8 protein-coding genes and 1 pseudogene are annotated in these 20,979 nt (G+C 42.0%); 2 read left to right on the top strand and 7 right to left on the bottom strand.

The features are described from left to right. Together FTV08_RS12965 and FTV08_RS12970 are read left to right on the top strand one after the other, a co-directional pair. Nucleotides 1-782: IS3 family transposase (locus FTV08_RS12965; RefSeq protein ID WP_180087459.1), on the top strand; the 782-nt coding region annotated here is incomplete at its 5' end. 41 nt (nucleotides 783-823) lie between these two features. Next, a pseudogene (locus FTV08_RS12970) lies at nucleotides 824-973 on the top strand (VF530 family DNA-binding protein); the annotation flags it as partial. Between the two features lie 208 nt (nucleotides 974-1,181). On the opposite strand, the gene FTV08_RS12975 reads toward FTV08_RS12970, so the two are convergent. The 7 genes from FTV08_RS12975 to FTV08_RS13005 all read right to left on the bottom strand — a co-directional run bounded on the left by FTV08_RS12975 (nucleotide 1,182) and on the right by FTV08_RS13005 (nucleotide 20,916). Further along, complete coding sequence (locus tag FTV08_RS12975) at nucleotides 1,182-1,982, bottom strand: OmpA family protein (protein WP_180087460.1); 801 nt, start codon at nucleotides 1,980-1,982, stop codon at nucleotides 1,182-1,184. Between the two features lie 2 nt (nucleotides 1,983-1,984). Continuing rightward, complete coding sequence (locus tag FTV08_RS12980; RefSeq protein ID WP_180087461.1) at nucleotides 1,985-8,077, bottom strand: SdrD B-like domain-containing protein; 6,093 nt, start codon at nucleotides 8,075-8,077, stop codon at nucleotides 1,985-1,987. A gap of 111 nt (nucleotides 8,078-8,188) precedes the next feature. Further along, nucleotides 8,189-10,870 (bottom strand): DUF11 domain-containing protein, encoded by a 2,682-nt coding sequence (locus FTV08_RS12985; RefSeq protein ID WP_180087462.1) that lies wholly within the window; start codon nucleotides 10,868-10,870, stop codon nucleotides 8,189-8,191. Nucleotides 10,871-10,899: 29 nt separating this feature from the next. Next, complete coding sequence (locus FTV08_RS12990) at nucleotides 10,900-11,397, bottom strand: hypothetical protein (RefSeq protein ID WP_151820571.1); 498 nt, start codon at nucleotides 11,395-11,397, stop codon at nucleotides 10,900-10,902. A gap of 229 nt (nucleotides 11,398-11,626) precedes the next feature. Beyond that, nucleotides 11,627-15,580 (bottom strand): SdrD B-like domain-containing protein, encoded by a 3,954-nt coding sequence (locus FTV08_RS12995; protein ID WP_180087463.1) that lies wholly within the window; start codon nucleotides 15,578-15,580, stop codon nucleotides 11,627-11,629. Then, nucleotides 15,567-18,218, bottom strand: coding sequence for an isopeptide-forming domain-containing fimbrial protein (locus FTV08_RS13000; protein WP_180087464.1), 2,652 nt, complete (start codon nucleotides 18,216-18,218; stop codon nucleotides 15,567-15,569). The genes FTV08_RS12995 and FTV08_RS13000 overlap by 14 nt, the downstream gene beginning before the upstream one ends. Nucleotides 18,219-18,237: 19 nt before the next feature. Then, complete coding sequence (locus tag FTV08_RS13005) at nucleotides 18,238-20,916, bottom strand: DUF11 domain-containing protein (protein WP_180087470.1); 2,679 nt, start codon at nucleotides 20,914-20,916, stop codon at nucleotides 18,238-18,240. Nucleotides 20,917-20,979: the final 63 nt, after the last annotated feature.

Raw genomic sequence — 20,979 nt, forward strand, 5'->3', positions numbered from 1 at the left:
GAGCAAAGCGAGATTTACATGACTTGCATCATGCTGAGGAGATTAAACGAATTTGGAAGGAAAGTTCAGGTCGGTATGGTGTACGTAAAGTCTGGCAAAAACTGAAACGTGAAGGCTATATTATTGCACGCTGTACTGTTGCTCGATTAATGCAAAAGCTAGGTATACAAGGTGTTTGGCGAGGTAAGAACAAACAAACCACCCGTAGCCGAGATGACCAAAAACGGGCAGATGATTTAGTGAAACGTAATTTTAATGCTGATCATCCAAACCAACTATGGGTGGGTGACTTTACCTATATTCAAACTCATTCAGGCTGGGTATATACCGCATTTGTTATTGATGTGTTCTCACGAGCAATTGTTGGATGGAAAGTATCTACACGAATGAATACAGATATGGTGCTCAATGCATTGGAGCAAGCATTGCACGATCGAGGCATGCCAAAGAATGTGATTCATCATTCCGATAGAGGTGTTCAATATCTTTCTATTCGCTATACCAATCGTTTAGAAACAGCAAATTTACGAGCATCAGTCGGTACGACTGGTGATTCATACGATAATGCTTTGGCTGAAACGGTGAATGGCTTATACAAAACAGAGGTGATTGAATATCTAAAAGCAGATTGGCAAGGTTTAGCGGATGTACAACTTGCGACAATAAACTGGGTAGATTGGTTCAATAAAAAGCGTGTACACAGTGCACTGGGTTATGTATCGCCTTTTGAGTTTGAAGCAATGTACTATGATAAGATTAACCCGTTAGGTCAGGTGGCCTAACTTAAATAAAAAAGTCTCCGACAAACCCGGTACGGTTCAGTTTAAGTCGTAAAATTGAAGTTAGATGTTTTTGCATAGATCCAAGTGTTAAATCATCATTGCGATTCTTGCGTACCACACCCTAGGCACGTGAAAAAGTAGAAAGCTTATATTTGTACGTGTTACGTCAAAAAGCAAAACAGAAACCGTAGCCCCAGGCAACCCCCCTCTCATCATAAAATTATACCAGTCAGTAAAATACCTTTAGATTAAGCATGTGTATGTTGGTTATTATTGTTGATTATCACAATAAATTAGTGACCAAAAATCAAATTACCCCACCCTACATTAAATTACACCACACAAAATAAAAACTCTATATAACTGTTATATATAGAGTTTACTAACATACCAATTATGTTATTTAGTGTATCTTATGTTGGTGACTCTTGCCAAGGTTGAGGTTTCAGAGATGACTGTTTTTTGTTGTGGCGACCAAATCGGCCATGTTCCGACCACACCATGACATCCCTGCTCACTGCCATTCAGTTCCTGTAAAGATGGATAACTAATTTTCGGAAGCTGTTGAGGAACATCTGCACTGCAACTAAACGCCCGACTATTTGCCTGATCAATTAAGCGCTGTGCTGATAAAAACAGCTCCCGTGAATGTCGCCAGCCCAACTCACAATGTTCAGCGGCTGCCCAGACCAGCATCACCTCTGCCTGTGCAATCTGAGACTGGGCACAGGAAAAACCTGCATGCTGTTTCAATAATTCAGTATTTGCCCATAAATCCCGACGCATTACACTTGAGGTAGACAGAATCGGTGTGGTTAAACTTAACTGCTTAGCCTGACCTTGCTCTAATGCCACTATAATCATTTCCGCCTGGGCAAGGGCCTCTTTTCGCGCAACCGTTGCACTTTTTTCACTTCCCTCATGGGCTGCATAAGTCAACCATGCGGCTGCTTTGACAGCATGATAACGTTCAATTCCCTGTTCATTCAAAAAAGGAACGAGACGTGTTTGCAAGGCAGCAACCTGTTGATCTTTTGGATTATAAATACCTGACTGGGCTGTAGTATCTGGAGAATCTTGCGCCATAACAGGTGCAGCCAAATGATCAGGATTTTTTGCCCAAACCATCACGCTCCAGCAAACTACAACAGTTGCAGCACCACGATAAAATTGACGCAAGGCAGGTGTGACATATTTCATCTTTATGGTTCTCTTGAAGCGTTCACGGTAGAATTGTTGCGAGAAAACAGGTTCTCATCAAACTTGAATCTAAAGCGTACATATGCGCCCTGAAGAGTTGTGTCACTATCCACCAGATCATCATCTTTATAGCCAGAGAAGTTATAACCACCTGATAACCAGAGGTTTGCAGCCAGCAAATAGCCCACTTCCCCCCCAACCAAAACACGGCGGCCCGAACTCATGTTCGACCATAACACGCCTGTATGAATACCCGCATCCCAACGTTCATTGATGTCATACATTGCCCGACCACTGAGCATATGTGTCATACCACTTGACTCCAAACCAGAGAACGTTGTGTCCACATTTTTAACTGCATATTGGCCTGAAAGGGTAATATCGCGACTTGGATGATAATTCAAGTGATTTGAAAAAATATAGACATGCTTTAAGTATGGATTATTTAAATCTGACTTGTTACTGTCATAGCGGTATTCCACCTTGGTCAGCGCATCAAAACGATTGTGCTCAGTGTCACGGTAGGCAGCCCCCACCTGGAAACGATCAACCAGGCGATCACCACTGTTTTCATTCTTACTATCAGTCAGGCTAACTACATTTTTCGCCAATAAAGTCACGTCATTGGAATATTTGTAGGCAATCCCCAGATTATTCAGGATGGTGTCAGACTGGTCAGCCCAACGTGCTTCAATTCTCGCAACAGCTTTCCAGTTTGGATTGGCCAGATATTCCACACCTAAAGATGCAGCAGTGTTATCGGAATTTTGGTTATCGGTATCTGCTTTTGACAATGACTTCACCTGTTCAAAACTGGTGGTTGCATAGAAGCCTTTTTCCAGTTCCCAACGGTTACGTAAACCGATTGCAGCTTCAGCTTCGCGCGCACTGATGCCATCGCGAACACGATATTCACTAAATGCCGTACCGTTATTGTTATATTTACTGTCCAGACCAAACACTGTGACATTACGACGCTGATTGTTATTTAGGTCATACAGTCCCTGAATACTGGACACCAACTCATGGCGACCATAGGCACGTAGTTTTGAATTAATCTGGTAATTCGCACCCAAGGCAAAATTACGACGCTCAGCTTCGGAAACATCCTGCTCATATTCAGCAAAAACATTTGAACCCTGCCAAGGAAGCTGTGTGGTGATTTTTGTACGTGCGGTTAAACCATGATACGGCGCTGTTTGTGAAGCCCCCAACAATGCTGGATTCTTAGACTCATCGTAATACTTGAGACCCAGCTCAACCGCGACAATACGGCTGATCGCACGTTCGATACTGGCAGAAACACCCTGATTGACACCACTTTGCAAATCTTCAGTACGGATGGCCTCCAGTTTTGCCAAACCGATCTTACCCAGTTGCGTACGCCCTTTTATACCACTTTCCTTACGTCCAGCGGTGATTGGTGCCGCAGTGTTATAGAACCCTGTATCTGCCTGATTATGGTAGGTTTTCAGCTCCATATTCTTATAGGCATAGTTCAGTTCAACACGAGCCGCATTCCCCGATAATTTACCTGTTGCATCTGCCGTGGTGTTAATCTGTGTTAAAGAGTTTAAACCGTCATTGATATTTTCAGAACGGGCAAACTCAGCAATCAATTTACCCTTGTCGGCAAATTTCACCACGGTATTGACACTGGCCAACTGGTCCTGCGTTAGTGGATTATTGCTTTTTACATAAGCCCCGCCCACTTTCACCTGATCCAGCAGCTTCACCGAGCCTGTAACACCACCAACCGTGTATTCATCCCCACCCTGCTCAGATTCCACTGTAATACGCAGATAGACTGGATTCAGGTCAGCATCGACACTTGGTACAGGATCTTTTAAGTAAATGCTGTTGCTAAAGGTATCTACTTCATAATCGGTAAAACGTGCCAAAGTGCTACGCGAAATGATCAGGCCTGGATTATCGCGGTCACGGGTCACCACCTCAACTTTTTCACTATTGGCAAGCACATCATCGGTATTGACATTGCCCATGCTATACGGACCTGAAATCCCCATAGCACGTTGTTCATTGGTCACCTGTTGCGTATTGGTCTGCGCAGCAAAGGCCGTGACTTTATAGCGGTCTGTTTCGACAGCCCCACGAACACCTGTTAATGAACGGCTATATTGACCTAAAGCCAGGCCCTCATCATTTTCAGTACGGGTAACATAATCACCATACATGGCATAAGAACGGCCTTTATCCACACGCACGTAGAGCTTACTTGTTGTTTGTGCATCAAAACCTTTCGCCGCCGAGTCACCATAAACTGGATAATATTCATCTGGACGAATATCACGGAACAAGCGCTGGTTTTTATCCTTGTCAGAATCATAGGCAAGGGTTAGTAGATATTCACCCCTGACTTTCCCTTTCAGGAACATGGCTGCACGCCCTGTCACATTGCTTTTGCCATTGTCCGATGATGAAATCTCTTGCAGTTCTTCCTCAAACCCATCCTGCGAACCGACATTGCTTAACTGTTTCGGGTCAAATTTCTTAAAGTTAATTGATCCTTCTACCAAACCAACTGCAATGATCGGACGTAAATCAGGTAAGAAACGTATTGGTGTACTGCTATGAAAAATACCACTTTCAACCGACAGCGTTCCTTCACCCGCCTCAATTGGCGCCTTTATTGGCACAACAAGTGTACCGCCCTCAACAAACACCTGAATACCAGGTTGTTTCGGGTCCAGGTCAGTCAACTCAATTTTACCAATCGAGCTGTCGAGCGTAACTGGAGTTCTGGTAGAAACCAATGTGCCATTACGGTCAACAATTTTCATGGTTACATTGAAATAATCACGACCGTTGGCTTGCGGTTGTACTTTGGCTGACTCAAGTAACAGCTTATCCATTTGGTCAGGGACAATCACATTGACCTGTTTGCTATCCCGAACATTACCCATCATGTCGACTTGACGAACTTCAATACTGTTTTTACCCACAGCAAGATCGACACCGATAAAATCCAGACCTGCAACCTGTAAGTCAGGCAATATTGCACGTTTACCAATGCGTTTCTCAGAAACCTGTGTGCCATTTACCCACAGTTGTAGTTGTGTGCCAGCAGCACCCTTAACCTGAACCGCTGTTTGGGCATAACCAAGAAGCTGCCCATCTTTTAAGTTGATAATTTCTAGCTGATTATTGGCAGCATTTTCCAGCACTGTTTCCAGACTAAGCATTTTCGCAGCTTGAGTGGATTCGGCTGGCACACTCTCAGTTGCTGCCAATGTTTCAGTCAGTGGCAAGGCAACTGAAGAAGCAACGCCAGATTTTTCTGGTTCAAAAGTAACCTCTTTCAGTTCCTTAGCCTGTTCCTTGGAAAAATCAAGGTTACAATTGGCCCTGATTCCCTGTGCCGAGATACAACCACTTGCTGGCTGACCTTTAACATCGGTAATCTTGGAAAAAACTGGATCAATGGTAAGGTCTGAACGTAACACCTGTTCTAAATTGGTGTTGTCCTGTTCAATGCGTTTTTTACGTTCTGCGATTTGTTGCAATAAGGCTTGCGAACATTGTCCTGTACCATTGGCAATTGCAAAATCGGCACGATGTAGTTCACCACGTTTTAAATCCACAAAACGGCTATTTGGATCACCTGCCTGACGATTGCCAATTAACACCAACTCAGAATCAACTGGCAAACTGGTACGGTCAACCTTTAGAACGTGGGTTTTGGCACTGATCCCATAAAAATCATATTTACCTTCACTGTCAGTCACCACATAGCTACCATCTTCAAGGTAAATACGCACACCTGGCACACCGACTTCACCTGCATCCTGTACCCCATTACGGTTACAGTCAGTAAAAATCTTACCAACAATAAAGCCATCAGAGATCATTGCGCCAGGAGTTACTTCTACTTTTGCAGATGCTTCGTTTGATTCGATTCCCTGACCATCTTTTGCCCGAACACGGTTAATGCCATCACCATTCAAGGCATTTGGACCAATATAGACGCGATACTGAACCTTAACTTCCTTACTTGGAGTCAGTGTACCTAAACCAAGTTTCAAATAAGGACCTTTTCCACCTAATGGGTCAGCAACCTTGGTGCCATCGATACGCATAGAACCCTGAACATAGATAAAGCCTCTAGGCAAGGTATCAGTAATCGAAACATCTTTGGAATCCACCGTGCCACGATTGGCAACCGTCACGGTATATTCTTCAAACTCACCGATTTCCGAGTTTTTATTGGTCGCAACCTTTTGTACAAATAACGGCGAGGTTGGTACAGTCAAATCAGGATCAATTGGAATATCAATATTGAGTGCTGGATCAGCATTATTTAAGGTGAATTTGCCAGCATAAGACCATTCCAGATCAACAGCCTTATCCGCAGGGAAACTTGGATAAACAGATTTATCACTGACAAAACTATAACGTGTATTTCCAGGAATTGTGGTTGTATCCACAACAAAACTGTAGGTTCCTGCTTTAACAAGGGGATAAATAAATTCACCCTCGCTATTGGTGACCTGCTTGGCTGGAATTGTAACCAGCTCTCCAGTCTGCTCATCAAGTTTGTATGCAATATTGTCCGCAATTGGCTGGCCATTCTGGTCTAATAAAGTGACCGTTGCTCCCGCCACAGGTAAACCTGTCTTGGCATCAAACACTGTGCCATATGGGTCAATAAGCACCTGAGTACTAATATCGGTAAATGTCTGGGTTGAATTACCCTGTGCATCCAGACAGTCCGTCAGGCTAACCTGTACCTGATCACGTTTGATGGTCTGCAATAACGCATCATAAGAAACCCCAACTTCCGCAAATGCGGTTGGTAGCGTGTAATGGAATACGCCTGTATTCGGGCCAGTTTCTACCCCAATGACTTCTTCAAGATCACCTGTTTTGGCTGATTTAAGCTTAATTTTCACCTTGTCGGCAGTATAACGGTCCGCATTACAGCTGGCATTTTGCGCTTCAAGATAAAGTGGTTTATTCACGCTGCCTGTGGTCAAGACATTTTGGAAATCACCAGATTTATTATTAATCACTGCAAGACCACCTACCACGGTTAAAGCAGGATTAGACAATACCTCTTTTTGGCTATTTGTGGTTGCATACGAAACTTTATAGGTATTTTTAACCGTTGTTTTGGCAATGTTACGATTCATTGTAACCGTAAGATCGACTTGTTCAGTTATATTAGCCTCAATTTGTGGAAAGCCAACCACCAATTGATCAACCTTGCTGAAATCACTTGGCAAGGTCGTTGTATAGTTATTGCCTGTTTGCTTATACAAAACCTTGGCCTGCGTATTTTTTAACTGTGCAGACTTAAATGTTGTATTGGCAGGCAGATCATCAACTAAAAGCACCATTTTCTGTGCCTGACCATCGATCATCACATCCACTGGTCTTGCCGCTTTTTTACCTTGATTGGTTATGGCCAAAGTATAGTTAAGGTCATAGCTGGCATTGGCTGATGGCTCAAAAGTTTTCTGGACAACCTCTTTGGTTGCAACCAGTTGTGGTCCATAGTTGATGGCACTATCTGTAGCCGTTGCTATTACACTATTATCTTCAACAAGTGTTGCTTTTAACGGTAAATTTAACTGCTGACTTTCAGTCAATGTCGCACTTGCTGTTGCAACGACCCACAAATGAACGCTCTGGCCTACCGCCAAGGCAACATTGGTTGTCAGTTGTTGATCATCGGTGTCGAATTGACCGTTTTTATTGGTATCTACATAAATTTTAACGTTGCTTAGTTCATTTATTGTTAACGCTTCTAGTTGTACATTGACAGGCGCATTACTATTGTTGACTAAGGTATTTGCCCAAATAACACGGGTACTTGGTTCAATTTCCTGAACTGGTGGAGTAGTTAAAGCAATTGCGTAAAGAGCAGAAACATTGATTTCGACGGTATTTGAAACTGATTGTTGGGATTTACCATCGGGTGCAACATAAGTTGCATAGGCGATATTTTGGATAGAGCTACCCACTTCAGGCATATTCGCTGCATAACCGTACTGCGCTGACAATATTGATACTGTCAACGTTGATAACATAAATGTCATGTTATGGAATGCCCGAGATTGCTTCTGTTGTAGCACAGCGCTTACCCTTAACTAAATAGTCTAAAAAATTTATTGGGGACGAACACCTACCGCAGCAGATGTCCGCCTCTTTAATTATTTATTTTGATTACATCGGCTTGAACAAGCTTATGGGGTAAGTGGATTCACTTTAATCACAAACTCTAATTCAGCTTTTTTAGTTGCTTCTAAAGATGGCTGAGTTGCTGTAATCGTACCTGTACTACCATTACTAGAAATACCACCCAATGTTGCATCAGTTGCTTTTGGTGACACACCAGCAATTGCTGCTAAAGTCGTATATTGCGGTGTAGTATCGCTAATGACGACATTAGTGACGGTTGCATTACCCTCGTTTATTGCAGTAATACGGTATTTCACACACTCACCTGGTTTTGCGCTCACGGTGGTCTGTGCATACGTTCCACCTGTACCTGTTGTACAATTAACCACAGCCTGATCCTTAACCAAACGTACCTGACCTGCGGTCACTGTCGTTAGGTCAGTATTTTTCAATGGAACATGGCTAATTCCATTGTAATCAACTGGACTAAAGGTTAAGACCACTGGGTTTTGCGTATTCACAGTTGCATCGATTGGAGCCTGAACTTTTACAAGTAAGTTGACTGAACTGCCTTTAGCAATACCACCAGAGATCGTAAGAGCTGATCCTGTAACTAAAGTATCATTCGAATCAATCAAACCATCATTGTTGTTATCAATATATAAATTGGCTGTCCAATTCGGATTGCTACTGGTCAAGCTAAATGGTATACCTGCCGCAGTTTCACCCTCAACGAGGTTACTGTTGTTGGTTAAAGTGTGCTTATAAACAACCGTACCACCTGGTGCAACCTGACCAATACGGTCTTGATTCAATACCATCTTACGGTCTGATTGAACAGTCACTTTATCCGACATGGTATCGCTTAAGCTGGTTGCTGGCGATGTGACAGTAAAGAGTACTTCTTCATCTTTTGCGGTTGCCCCAGCTGATGGAGTCACCACTGCAACCAGTTTCACATTACTATTTTGGTTAATGTTACCTGTATTGGTGATTGGTGAACCTGTTGGTTTCCAATTAGCTGCATCTGTTGTGTCAGCAATATAGAACTTCACATCCCAACCTGCTGGTATGTTAGCAGTTAAGTTGTAGTTATCCGCATTGACCGTGCTCTTGTTATCCACTTGTAATGGGAATGTTGCGGGTTGACCTGGTAATACTGACTTGGTATCAATAAATTGCCCAGTATCCTTACCTGTAGCGCCTGATACTGTACCTGTTGAGTCCGTAACATCACCGTTATGTAAATCGACGGTTGCAGCTTTAACATTGTTAATCACCAAGTTCAGGGTATCGGTTTTGGTCGAATCAGACTTTGGTGAAGTGATTAAGGTTGCAGTCAGTGGCGTATTCCCTGAATAGGTTGCAGGCAAGGTAATTTTTGCAACCAACTCATAACTACCACCTTTTGCAATACTGCCTGTAGAAACAAATGGTGAAGCGCCATCTGCATTGTACAGAGTCACAATACCAGTACCTGTACCCCCACCTGGTAAATTTACAGTGATGTTGGTCGCAGAAACATTAAACTCCTGCGCAACATTACCTGTGTTATGGATAATGATCTTTTCAGTTACCGCGCCACCAAAGACAGCGACTTCTCCTTGGTTAATTTCATTAATGATAATCTGGTTATCTTTTGCTGTATTGCCAGCGACTGCTTCAGCATCAGAATAAGCATCACTTGCACTATCATTAATTGTACCTTTTGGTACTGCAATCACGTTTACATAATTCGTGTTGGATGGTTCTGAAGGATTTGTACCAATCTGAGAGTTTGCGGTGTTATCAATCGCTCCAACATCAGTGCCTTGTTTAACAACAGCTTGGAACGTTAAAGTCCCTTTGTTATTTGGGGCTAAAGATGAAATCGTTAAAGTTAAAGTATTCGATGCAGTATCAAATACATAACCATCTCCATCAGCAGCATCTGTTTGTGCTGTACCTAATAATTTGGCAGAACCTGGCTCATACTCTAACTTGGCATCTAATACGTCGGTAAGCTTCAAACCATTTGCTATACTATTCCCGATGTTTTGATACTCCAAGGTATAGGTGACAATACGATCAGCTTTTGCAGCTTTGGTTGCATCAATATTACTGACACTGGCTGATTTATTGACCTTAATGACAGCCCCATTGGTAATTTTTACTGTGTCAGTATTGGTCACAGTCAGGGCTGCACCCGCAAGCGTTGTATTGGTACTGGTCGCACCTACAATCCATTGACCTAATTTGTCTACAGCAGCCGTTGCATCGGTTGTACCCTGAACAATCAGGTTAACTGACTTACCTGCGTCCAAGGTGATACTGGTAATTGGTGTGGTACTATCAGGCGCACCATCACCATTGGCATCAAGATAGATCTTAAGACCTGTAAAGTCATAATCATCACCACCCGCTGCTGGTTTATTAGCAACATTATTTAGTGACAAGGTGAAGGTATCTGTAGCGTTACCTGTATTGGTTAAGGTATGCGATAAAGAGACCAATGAATTGTTGTTCGCTGTTGCGGTACGGTTCGCCTCCAACGTAAAACTTGCAACTGGCAATACTGTGGTGGTAACAATATTTGAAGATACAGTTTTAGAGTTACCCGTACTATCGGTATAGGTTGCAGATGCAACGTTACTGATATTTGTACCTGCTGCTGGCGCAGCGGCATGTGCAGATGAAACAAAAGCAGCGCTACCAGCAACCAATGCAATGGAAGCCGCTAGCTGTGTGAGTTGTAGACGATTTGACACTATTTTACCCCTTATACGTAAAATGCCAATTAATTACTTGTTTTTTCACTGTTTACGCGTGTTTGAGCAGAAACCGTCACAGACTTTCCAGCTGGAAGCTCTGCAATAGTCCAACGCAATGCACGATAATCTTTCAGTGGTACATTCACCATTTGATTACTCTCTTTGCGTTTTAAAGGCATTGGGGCAAAATGTGTACCATCAGTACTTGCTTCAGCATTTTCTGGCTGAGACTTTGCCAAAAATTGTGTTTCTACAGGTATCGGTAAAGTCGCAGCCAGATTCTTGATTTTCGCAGTGGTGTTATTAGTATAGGTTGCCCGATACTCAATCACATCATTGGGTTTTACCTTGGTCACCAGCTTTGAGGTTGGTTTCCCATCAGTGCCTGCACTGATCAGGAAAGTTTTGAGTTCTACTGAAACGGGCTCTTTTGTCGTTTTAGGCTCAGCGAATACACTTCCAGCCAAAACAAGAACCGCAGTACCAAGCAAACATTTCTTGTACATATTGTTCAAATACGCCATTCAATTATTCCTAGTCTTCTCTTCTATTTTTGAACAGTACATTTACCATCCAAAAAAACGTTAACCATTTTTTATAAAAGTATATCAATAATTAACAAATTTGTTTGATTTACTTCACACTTTTACAAGAAATATTGTATTACTTTCAGCCAAAGCAAATTCCATACCATCTTTCCTCACCGAAGCCCTTTGCACGTTTTTCAACCTACCGATCTGTGATAGGTTCTGTTTATTGACTAACACAAAATCTTAAAGTTCCTGTGGCTGATGGTTTTAGCAAACCTGTTAAAGTCCATTCAAGAACTTCTCCAGAACGTGTTGCATTACAAATATTTCCACTTGGTGTTAGGCGGCAACTTACACTGCCAAAATTAGTACCAGTTGGTAAACTATCTTTTACTTTGACATTCTGTAGGTTCTTCACACTATTATTTTTATAGGTGATCTCATACTCCAGATTTTGCTGTTTTGTGGCTTCGTTATTCACTAAAAAGCCTAAAGAATCAGATGGAGTTGAAGAACAGCTGGTTACTGCACGTACTTTTTTTGTCAGTGTTAATCCTGCACTGCCAATAAGTGTCACATCCTGACGTTGTTGGGTTTTCTGGTCTGTGAGGTTTAATGCACTCACAGCATAGCTTGCCTGTAGCGTTCCAATATGCTGTGCACCAGCAAAAATATTGGTCGGTGCAAATACACGTTGTACAAGACAGATATCAGTGTTTGGTTGCAACAACACAGTACCTGAGGCTGTTGGATCAAACACTGTTTCACCTGTATCAACGGTACCGTTACAGTTGGTGTCTTGGTAAACCAATGCCTGCCAAGGTTGATCATTGTTTGAGTTTGATTGGGTTTGTTCCAACTTTGTTACCCAAACAGGGGCCTGGGTACTTAAACGGTGTGGATAATCAGTCACTTCACCTGCGGTAATGGTATGTTGTCCATCTTCTGTTAGAAGTACATTGAGTTTAACATCGGCAAAGTTATTGTTTGGATAGCTGGTCGCACTTGTGTTTGCTACCGTTATACTATCGGCACTGACAGAAATATATTCAGGTAAATTCTGCTGAACAATACAAAATGATGATGGTAATAAGCTTTGTTCAATTGAGAAAGCATAATCACCATTTGCACTTGTCACTGTTGAAGCTAATTGTGTAGTACTACAGTTATTCAAACGAATTGTACTATTTGCAATCCCAACTTCACCTGCATCTTGTATGCCATTATATGCTTTACTCACATCCAGCGTTGTTCCGCTATTATCAACAAATACTCGTCCACTAATATCAACGTAAATAAGCTTAGTATTGGTAAATGTACAGGTAATATTGGCACCTTCTTTTATGCGAACAGCGGGAATCGTCACAATATTATTTACACGCGTCCAAAAAGTACCTGTATTCCCTGTTACACCGCTATTTGCATCTACACAACTAACACCTGATAAAACATATCCAGCTAAAGCACTTTCTGTAAAAGAAACATCTGTATTCAATGTTTGCGCCCAAAGCTGTTGTGCAGAGGTTGCTGTGGTTCCTGCTGTGACTGTAGTTACAGAATCCGTGGTAACTGCTGTTGTACTATTTACAAGATTGCTAAGATTAATATAGTTAAACGTATCCGTCCCATTCACAGAGTTTTTAGCAATTTTAATTTTTGCACCATCTATAATGTTAATACTGACAGGAACACCTGTACCTGTGACTGTGTCATAGTTTGCAGTCGAACAATTCCCACTTAAAGACAAACCAATTGGTCCATAACCACCTGCGGAGTTTTCTGCATCCCCCACTGATAAATTGTAGGTATTACGATTGACGATACGATAGCTAATGCGATGATAACCAGCACTAAAGGCGGAAGCTGTGGTAACATTTACACCATTTGATGTCCATCCATTTCTACTCGCCACGACATTACCATCCACCATAATATATGCGCCATCATCCAGGCCAACACTCGTATTTCCAATACAAACTGTTAATGTTTGCGAACTCGGAATATAGATCCCTGTGGTAAATTCCCAAGCACGGCGGTTATCGGCAATCTGTTTTGTAGGGAGTGTTACCGTTCTTTCAGCAGCTGTCCCCATATTGCCAATAATGCGTTGGATCATGGGTGCAGCGGTGCTGCTGGATGCCAAATACACTGAGTCGCCGAGTGCTGGCCCGCCATAGGAAAGATAAGCACCCGTCGGGCTAGTTTGGGTTGTAGGCCAAGCTGCTGCAAGTGAACTTGTCTGATCTACATAATCGCCTACAGGCGTATTTCCACCTGTACCTGTATATCCCACCCAAAAGGCACCATTGGTTATTGACTCATCTTCCTTGATGTTGCCCCAAACCTTATACAGTGTTTCGCCTGCACCACTACCTGGGTTAAACTCATCACTCGAAACTTTAACGGTCGCTTGCTGAGCAGTACCTGTAGAGGAAGCCGCTGTTGTGCTGTAACTCACAGATAATTGTTTTGTAGCTCCATTCGCCACGCTCCCTAAAGGGCATGTCCAGTTGCTACCACTTTGGGCACACCCCCCCCCACCGACAACACTTACACCCGTTACTGTCACACCATCTTTTGGTGCGGCAATATAGGTTGCGATGGCATTGGTTGCATCGTTCGGCCCTTCATTTTTAATATTGATGGTTTGTGTACCAACTCGTCCTCGTACAATCGTGGGTAAATCAGGAGTAATTGTAAAACGAGCTTCCTTAACCGCTGGATCAGGTGTCGGGGCTACAATGATCGCATTGACTAAACTACTGACAGGCGTATTCGATGAGGTTGACTCTATTGTTGCTGTATTGGTTAACGTACCTGCTGCGGTTGCTGTACCCTGAATCGTGATTATACAGGTTGCAGTTGTTGCTCCCGTAAATAGCCCAGAGACTTTCCAGCCTGCGGTATTATCGCCTGTTAATGTAGGAGTACAGGAGGTAGTAACAGGGCTTGAACCTCCTGTACCTTGTGTCGTAGCTGGTGTTCCGACAATAGAAACATTTTTTAAACTAACTGGGAGTGTGTCATTAAAAGGTAAATTTACAACAGTACCTCCTAATGATGCACCTGCGGGTGTATTATTAGTAATAGTTAATTGATATTGCATCAATGAATTAACAGGCACATTATCTAATTGTGTCTGTACAAATGTGCCTGTGTTGCCTACACGTTGTTTTTTAACCAAGGTGACATCACTATCAGCATCCATACTGGACATACCAAAGAAAAAAGCATCTCCTCCAGTAGTAGTATATGACGCTCGCCCATCTCCACGAATATAAATATCAAAATTTAATTCAGTAATTCCTTTTCCCTGTATATAAACACTACCACTTGCCCCCCCACCAGTTGATGATGCTGTAATTACAGTTGCAGTATTTATAATATCATTACCACTAACAGAAAAATATTGACTCCCTGATAGTTTTTTTAGGGTTACAGGGGTAGAAGCTGTTCCACCTGTATAGGTAAATTCAGCGGCAAATCCCACAGCTCCCCCAGAACTCGCCCCCCCCAAACCTGTTGCTTGCAAAACAGGATTATTCACTGGTCGATTAAATTTTATTTTTACTGATCCAACTTTTCTTCGAGCACTATTCGCTCCACTTACACCTGCCAAACTTTTTGTCAAAGCAAGAAAGTAAACCCCCTGATTAGCAGCTACATTAATTCCTCCATTGTTCGACGGACAAGCTCCCGTAGCAGGACATGATGCTGGCGCATTTTGTATAGAAGCCGAAAGCATTGTATCCACAGCATCACCAATCGTATCTAAGGGTGTAAGCACCGACGTTGCTACCACACTACTACCACTTGTAGTACCACCTATAGTTAACTCAGGTTTATTTTGTCCTGATTGACCTGAATAGGTTGCAGTATTGTAGATTGAAGTCACGGTATAAGTAACTTTTGTGGTCGGAGTATATTCCTCTGGATTATTATCAGTTGGATTATTTCGGTTTAATAAAAAAGTATGAGTTACAGGACCTTGTGTTGGACCCTGCCCAGACCCTGAGCCTGAAAAAATCTCAATCGTTGGTGGAGCAGCCAATACAGCTTGGCTACACATCAAACAAGTTAAGATAAACAAAACCAAAGTATATATATAACTAACTTTATGATTCATCATGCTGTAATTAGAGGTATTCTTTTTCATTATTTGCTTACTGACCCACATAGCGCACCCCAAAACTAAATTCGTAACTTTGATTTGCCGCCACACTATTTAATGTTCCTGAAACCGCGCCAGCATTACCGACTGAGGGAGCAGTCATACTACTACATGATGTGCAGATAGGTGATTGAGATAAAACTGTATAGGCAGGCGTCATGTCTCTAAAGGTAAATGCAGTACTCATAGCAGTAGCACTTGTATTGGTTAAAATCACCTTGTACAAGACACATTGGCCTTGACCATTGCTTTGCTTACCAATAGTTAAAGTATTTGTTGTGTATGTTTCATCGGCTGTACCATTACAATTGAAATCTCGTGCCTGCAATTTTGTCAGGGTTAATTGTGACTGCTTGACTGTGGTCACATCTTTAATAGAAGCAATAACCTGATTGCTACTATCTGTTAAACTCACAATCGTTGTATTCGTCTGATTGAGATTGTTATTTGCAACATTCGTGACTTGTAATAAGAGTTGAATTTGCTCATGAGCTGCCACTTTGCCACCTGGTAAGTCCGCCAATGTACGAATATTTAAATCCCCACTGCTGAACTTGCCATCCCCATCGACATCCAGAAATAGTACACTGTTAAAGCTAGACTCACTATTGTTGATGATAAAACCATAGCTCCCCGTAAAGTCTGTAGCAGTAGGGTTAGTCAGTAAATGACGATAGACCACTGTGCCCAATGGTGCAACCTGAGCATGTAAATCTGGTGTAAATTCCAATTGGGGTACGGAATTGACACTTTGAATCTCCACTGCGTTTTTGATTGTATCCTGAGCAGGGTTACCCGTACCAACAAAGCTAGTTGAGATCACACGAAAATAAATTGGTACAGTCACGTCTTTATTGACTTTATCCACTTCAACAACCGCACAGACCAGTTGGGTTTCCGCATCATTTAAATAAATCGTCTTACCAATTTCATTACCCAACCCACTACAGTTTGTACCATTTGTGGATGCATAAAAACGCACACGGTTTACGCCTGCGGGTAAAGTTAGGCTAGAAAAATCACTGCTGGCATTTGCACTGAGCAAATACTCTGTTCCAACACCTGTATGTTTCACTGTTAATGGAAAAATTACCTGTCCGCCAGTCACAGCATTATCACTGGATTTTACTGTTAGGGTTTTCCAAGCAGCGCCATTATTATCAACCTCACCATTACCCAGCCCCGTATTATCAGCATTGGTTAAATCCACCAATTGTGAGACCAGAGTAGGATTTAAACTACCCTGATCTTTAATTGTGCCAGTTTTAGTGCCATCACCCAAAGACTGTGCCTTTGGTGTAACTTCAAAAGGTGTATTTGTGGTTACTGCATAACTACTTGGGAAACGAACTTTGACCACAACAGGAACACTGCTATTGGCAGCCAATAATCCCGTATCAGGAATACCATCACCATTACTGTCTAATAATGGTGTCACACCATCCGCACGATACAACTCAATTTGACTACCTGCTGGAAATGTACTGTTAGTTAAAGTGAGGTTAAAACGATCTGTGGTATTCCCTATATTCCAGACATAGTTGGTAAATTTAAGTTCACCACCCTGGGGAACCGCACTGGCCGTAATGGTATTGGTATTATCACTGACGTTGCTTGCACTACCATTCATTTTGACAGCATAGACTGGAGCAACATTTACAACTGCTGTATTACTTGTGTCTGTCGTTGGCCCTGTTACATTAATGACGTTCTCAATTTTCCCTGCAATGCTTTTATTAATTTTTACATTAAATTCGATATAGCCAATCGTATTCGCTGGAATATTGGTTAGGGTTGCGGTAACAACATTCGAGGTGACACTATAATTAATTCCTGTTGGATCGGCTGTTCCCCCCACTGCATCATATACAGTTACGCCATTCCATTTACCCGAATTTGCCTCATAGGTTAAATTACTTCCTAACGTGTCAGTTAAAGTTGCGGTTGTGACAACACTGTTTGATGGATTTTGATAATCCAGACGTATAGTGACCACATCACCATTTGCAGCAGTGATTTGAGAGAATTTTTTACGCACCACCAGAGTTGACTGGTCAGTTACAGTTGCCTTGTCAACATTGCTATTTGTTCCACTCGCGCCATTCGCAGATGTCACCGCCAAAGTTAAATTTGCAAATTTTCCTGTGGTAATCGTATTCGGTATGGTTGCCGCAACAACCAGTCCAACGGACTGACCTGCACCCAATGTATAACCTGTAATTGGCGATCCATCTGGGACACCATCATTATTGGCATCCAGATAAACCGTCAAGCTACTATTCACAAAATCAAAATCATCACCAGTGGAATTATTGCTTACAGCAAAAGTATATTGGTCTGTCTCATTACTGGTATTGGTTAGAATATGATTGAAATAAACCGTTTGCCCAGCTACAGCTTTCTTATTATTTGCCGCCACCAAACTTAATGAGTACACAGGTAAAATTGTGGTTTGCACCAAGTTGGAACGTGCTACCTGTACAACCGTTGAACCCTCTTCGCTGTACTCACCAACTGCCATGTTACTGATGATCGAGTTGGTTGCAGCCCAGGCCGATTGCTGGACCATCAACACGCACAGCAAGGTCAAGACCCAATTAAACAGTTTTGGGCGGTTATTATTTAGTGTATTGATCATCTTCATGCTCTAATATCCGCTCTGTTTATGGGCTTACCCGAATAGAAAAGTACATGGAAGCCTGACCTTGTGGTGCAAGCGATCCCACACTGCCTGCAATTTGATCGTTATTTACAGCGATTGTGCCTTGACTAATAAATGGTGGTAAACCACTACGTAATTGGCTGTAAGCAGGCACAATATCATTAATCACAATATTACTAGCTGGGGTGGCGCCCTCATTTTTAATGGTTAAACGATAGCTCACACATTGATTTGGTTTTACTTGAAGTGGTGTGCTTCCGTAGGTTGCACTGCTTACCGTAGCTAAAGTTAAGGCACAGTTTTCATCTTTCGCCTGCTCTTTGGTCAAACGTAACTGGGTTGGATCTACCGTGGTCAAGTCAGTGTTTTGTAAATCATCCAAGGTCAGCCCCTGAATGGTATTGTTTGCTTTCACCACAATATTCGCCACACTAGACATACCATTGGTTGCCGTTGTTGGTGCCTGGACTTTTAAGAGAAGTTGAATTGAAGCTTGCGGCGCTAAACCACCTGTAATGATGGATAAATCATTAATCATTGGATCAGTCGCATCAATCACGCCATTATTATTGGCATCATGATACAAAGTATAAGTAAAGGTATCATTTGGGTTTTGCGGAATAACACTAAACGTGATCTGGCCTACTGCATTCCCCTCAACCACAGTTCCTGTATTCTTTAAGGTATGTAGATAGACAACTGTGCCACCAATATTGACCCGACCCTGCCGATCATTTGCCAGTGTCATTTGTCTCTGGATAATATCAACTTGGTCCTTAATACTATCCGCCTGTGCATTCATTGGGGATTTTATCGCAAACCAAATAGGAAGATTAGCCAAGTCTGTATTAGTGGGAACAGTGACAACAGCACAATATTTTTTGGTTGCACCCGCTGCTACATTGCCAGTACTGCTGATTACATTTCCTAGGCTTTGGCAATCATCACTCGTATCATAGAATTTCACTATCCACTGGGCAGGCAAACTGGTACTGATATTATTGACATCAATTTCAGCAACCGAAGCATATAAATTATAGCTATTCGTTACCGTACTCTTATTCTCTACAACCAAAGGAAATACGGCTGTTCCACCCCTAACTGCTGATTTATTTACCCATGCCTGTCCACCAGGTGATGTAACAGCACCTATACCAGTTCCTGAACTATCATTATTGTACAAGTCACTAGAACCTGCGGTATTGGTATTGTTTAATCGATTACGAGTACTATTGGTAATTGCTGTATCTGTAACTGAAGTTGCCTTAACATCAAAATCTAGTATTTCATTAGTCGCTGTAACACAATTGGCAGGGAAATAAACACCAAGCACAATTTTTTTCGATGCGCCTGCTGCCATCGAACCTGTATCAATAATACCGTCAGCATTACTATCTGTCAGTAAAGTACGCCCATCGGACTGGTATAAGCGTGTGACTGCACAACTTGGGACATTTGCACTTTTTGTAATGTTTAAATTATAGCTGTCTGTCGCCTGTCCTGTATTCCAAACATAATTATCAAACTGGATTTCTTTGGCTGCACCAGTAAATGTGTTTGATTTGGTGAGCAAGTCATTCGTTCCTCCATCAGTATTTCCAACAGAAGAGTTATTCAGTATCACCCCTAAGGTTTGCTGAACTGTAAAAATAACGGTATTGGTTGATGTATCTTTTAACAAGGTAGTTGTATTATTTTTATACTGTTTATAGTTAGCAGTGTTATTGATTTTTTCCGCTGCATTCGGATTAACTTTTACCTTAAAACTAAATGTACCTTTGCTTAACGCAGTAATGCCTGTGAGTTTAAATTCCACCTCACCACCCGCATATTTATAGTTCATAACTGACTCAGCAGTACTGCCTGCTTCATTGTCATTATCTACATCTGTTAATGTACTTGCGCCATTATTCCAAATAGCTGTTCCAGCTTGGTAACTTACACTGCTCGGCAAAGTATCACGGACAAATAGTTGACCTAGTGCAGTCCCCGTATTGTTATAGGTAAATGTATAGGTAACTTCTGTGCCTGTTTTACCTGTACTGATATTTTGAGATTTTGTGACCTGAATAACCGCATCATCAACCACTTTTGCAACATCTGAGACAGTGGCAGACACATTACCTGAATCAAGTTGACTGGTTGAAGTTAAAGTAAAGTTTGCAACGTGACCTGCGCTAATGCTGTTGACTGGAATACTTCCCACCACAACCACAGCCACAGACTCACCTGCTTCTAAATTCAGAATTGCATTATTGAGTAAATTATTATTGTCATCAGGCTCACCATTTTGATCCCGATCCGCATAAACTGCGATATTTTCTAGATCAAACTGGTCATTTGTAAGTTGATTCAGTGTAATTTTATAGCTATCAGCAATATTTCCCGTATTGGTGAGTACATGAGGAAAATTGAGTTTACTGCCAATAGTTCCGATATTCTGCTGATTGCTTTGCAGGTTCAATGAGTAAATAGGCTGAACTGTGAGGATAACGGGATTGGAGTTGATGACTTGCAAGTTGCCTTGCTCATCATAAAAGTCACCACTCGCTATGTTAGTAATGCTACTTCCCGCCTTGGGTTGAGCAAAAACCACAGGGCTACAAGTAAAAATAAATAAACTAAGACAGCAGGCAAAAGAAACTCGTGAAATAACACTTCCCTTGAATCGACTTACCATATCCAATAACCCACTAAAATCATAAAAATAAATTCTTGTTGATGATTTTTTAACCAAAATACT

The sequence above is a fragment of the Acinetobacter sp. YH12226 genome (assembly GCF_013417805.1).
In the GTDB taxonomy this organism is placed as follows: Bacteria; Pseudomonadota; Gammaproteobacteria; order Pseudomonadales; family Moraxellaceae; genus Acinetobacter.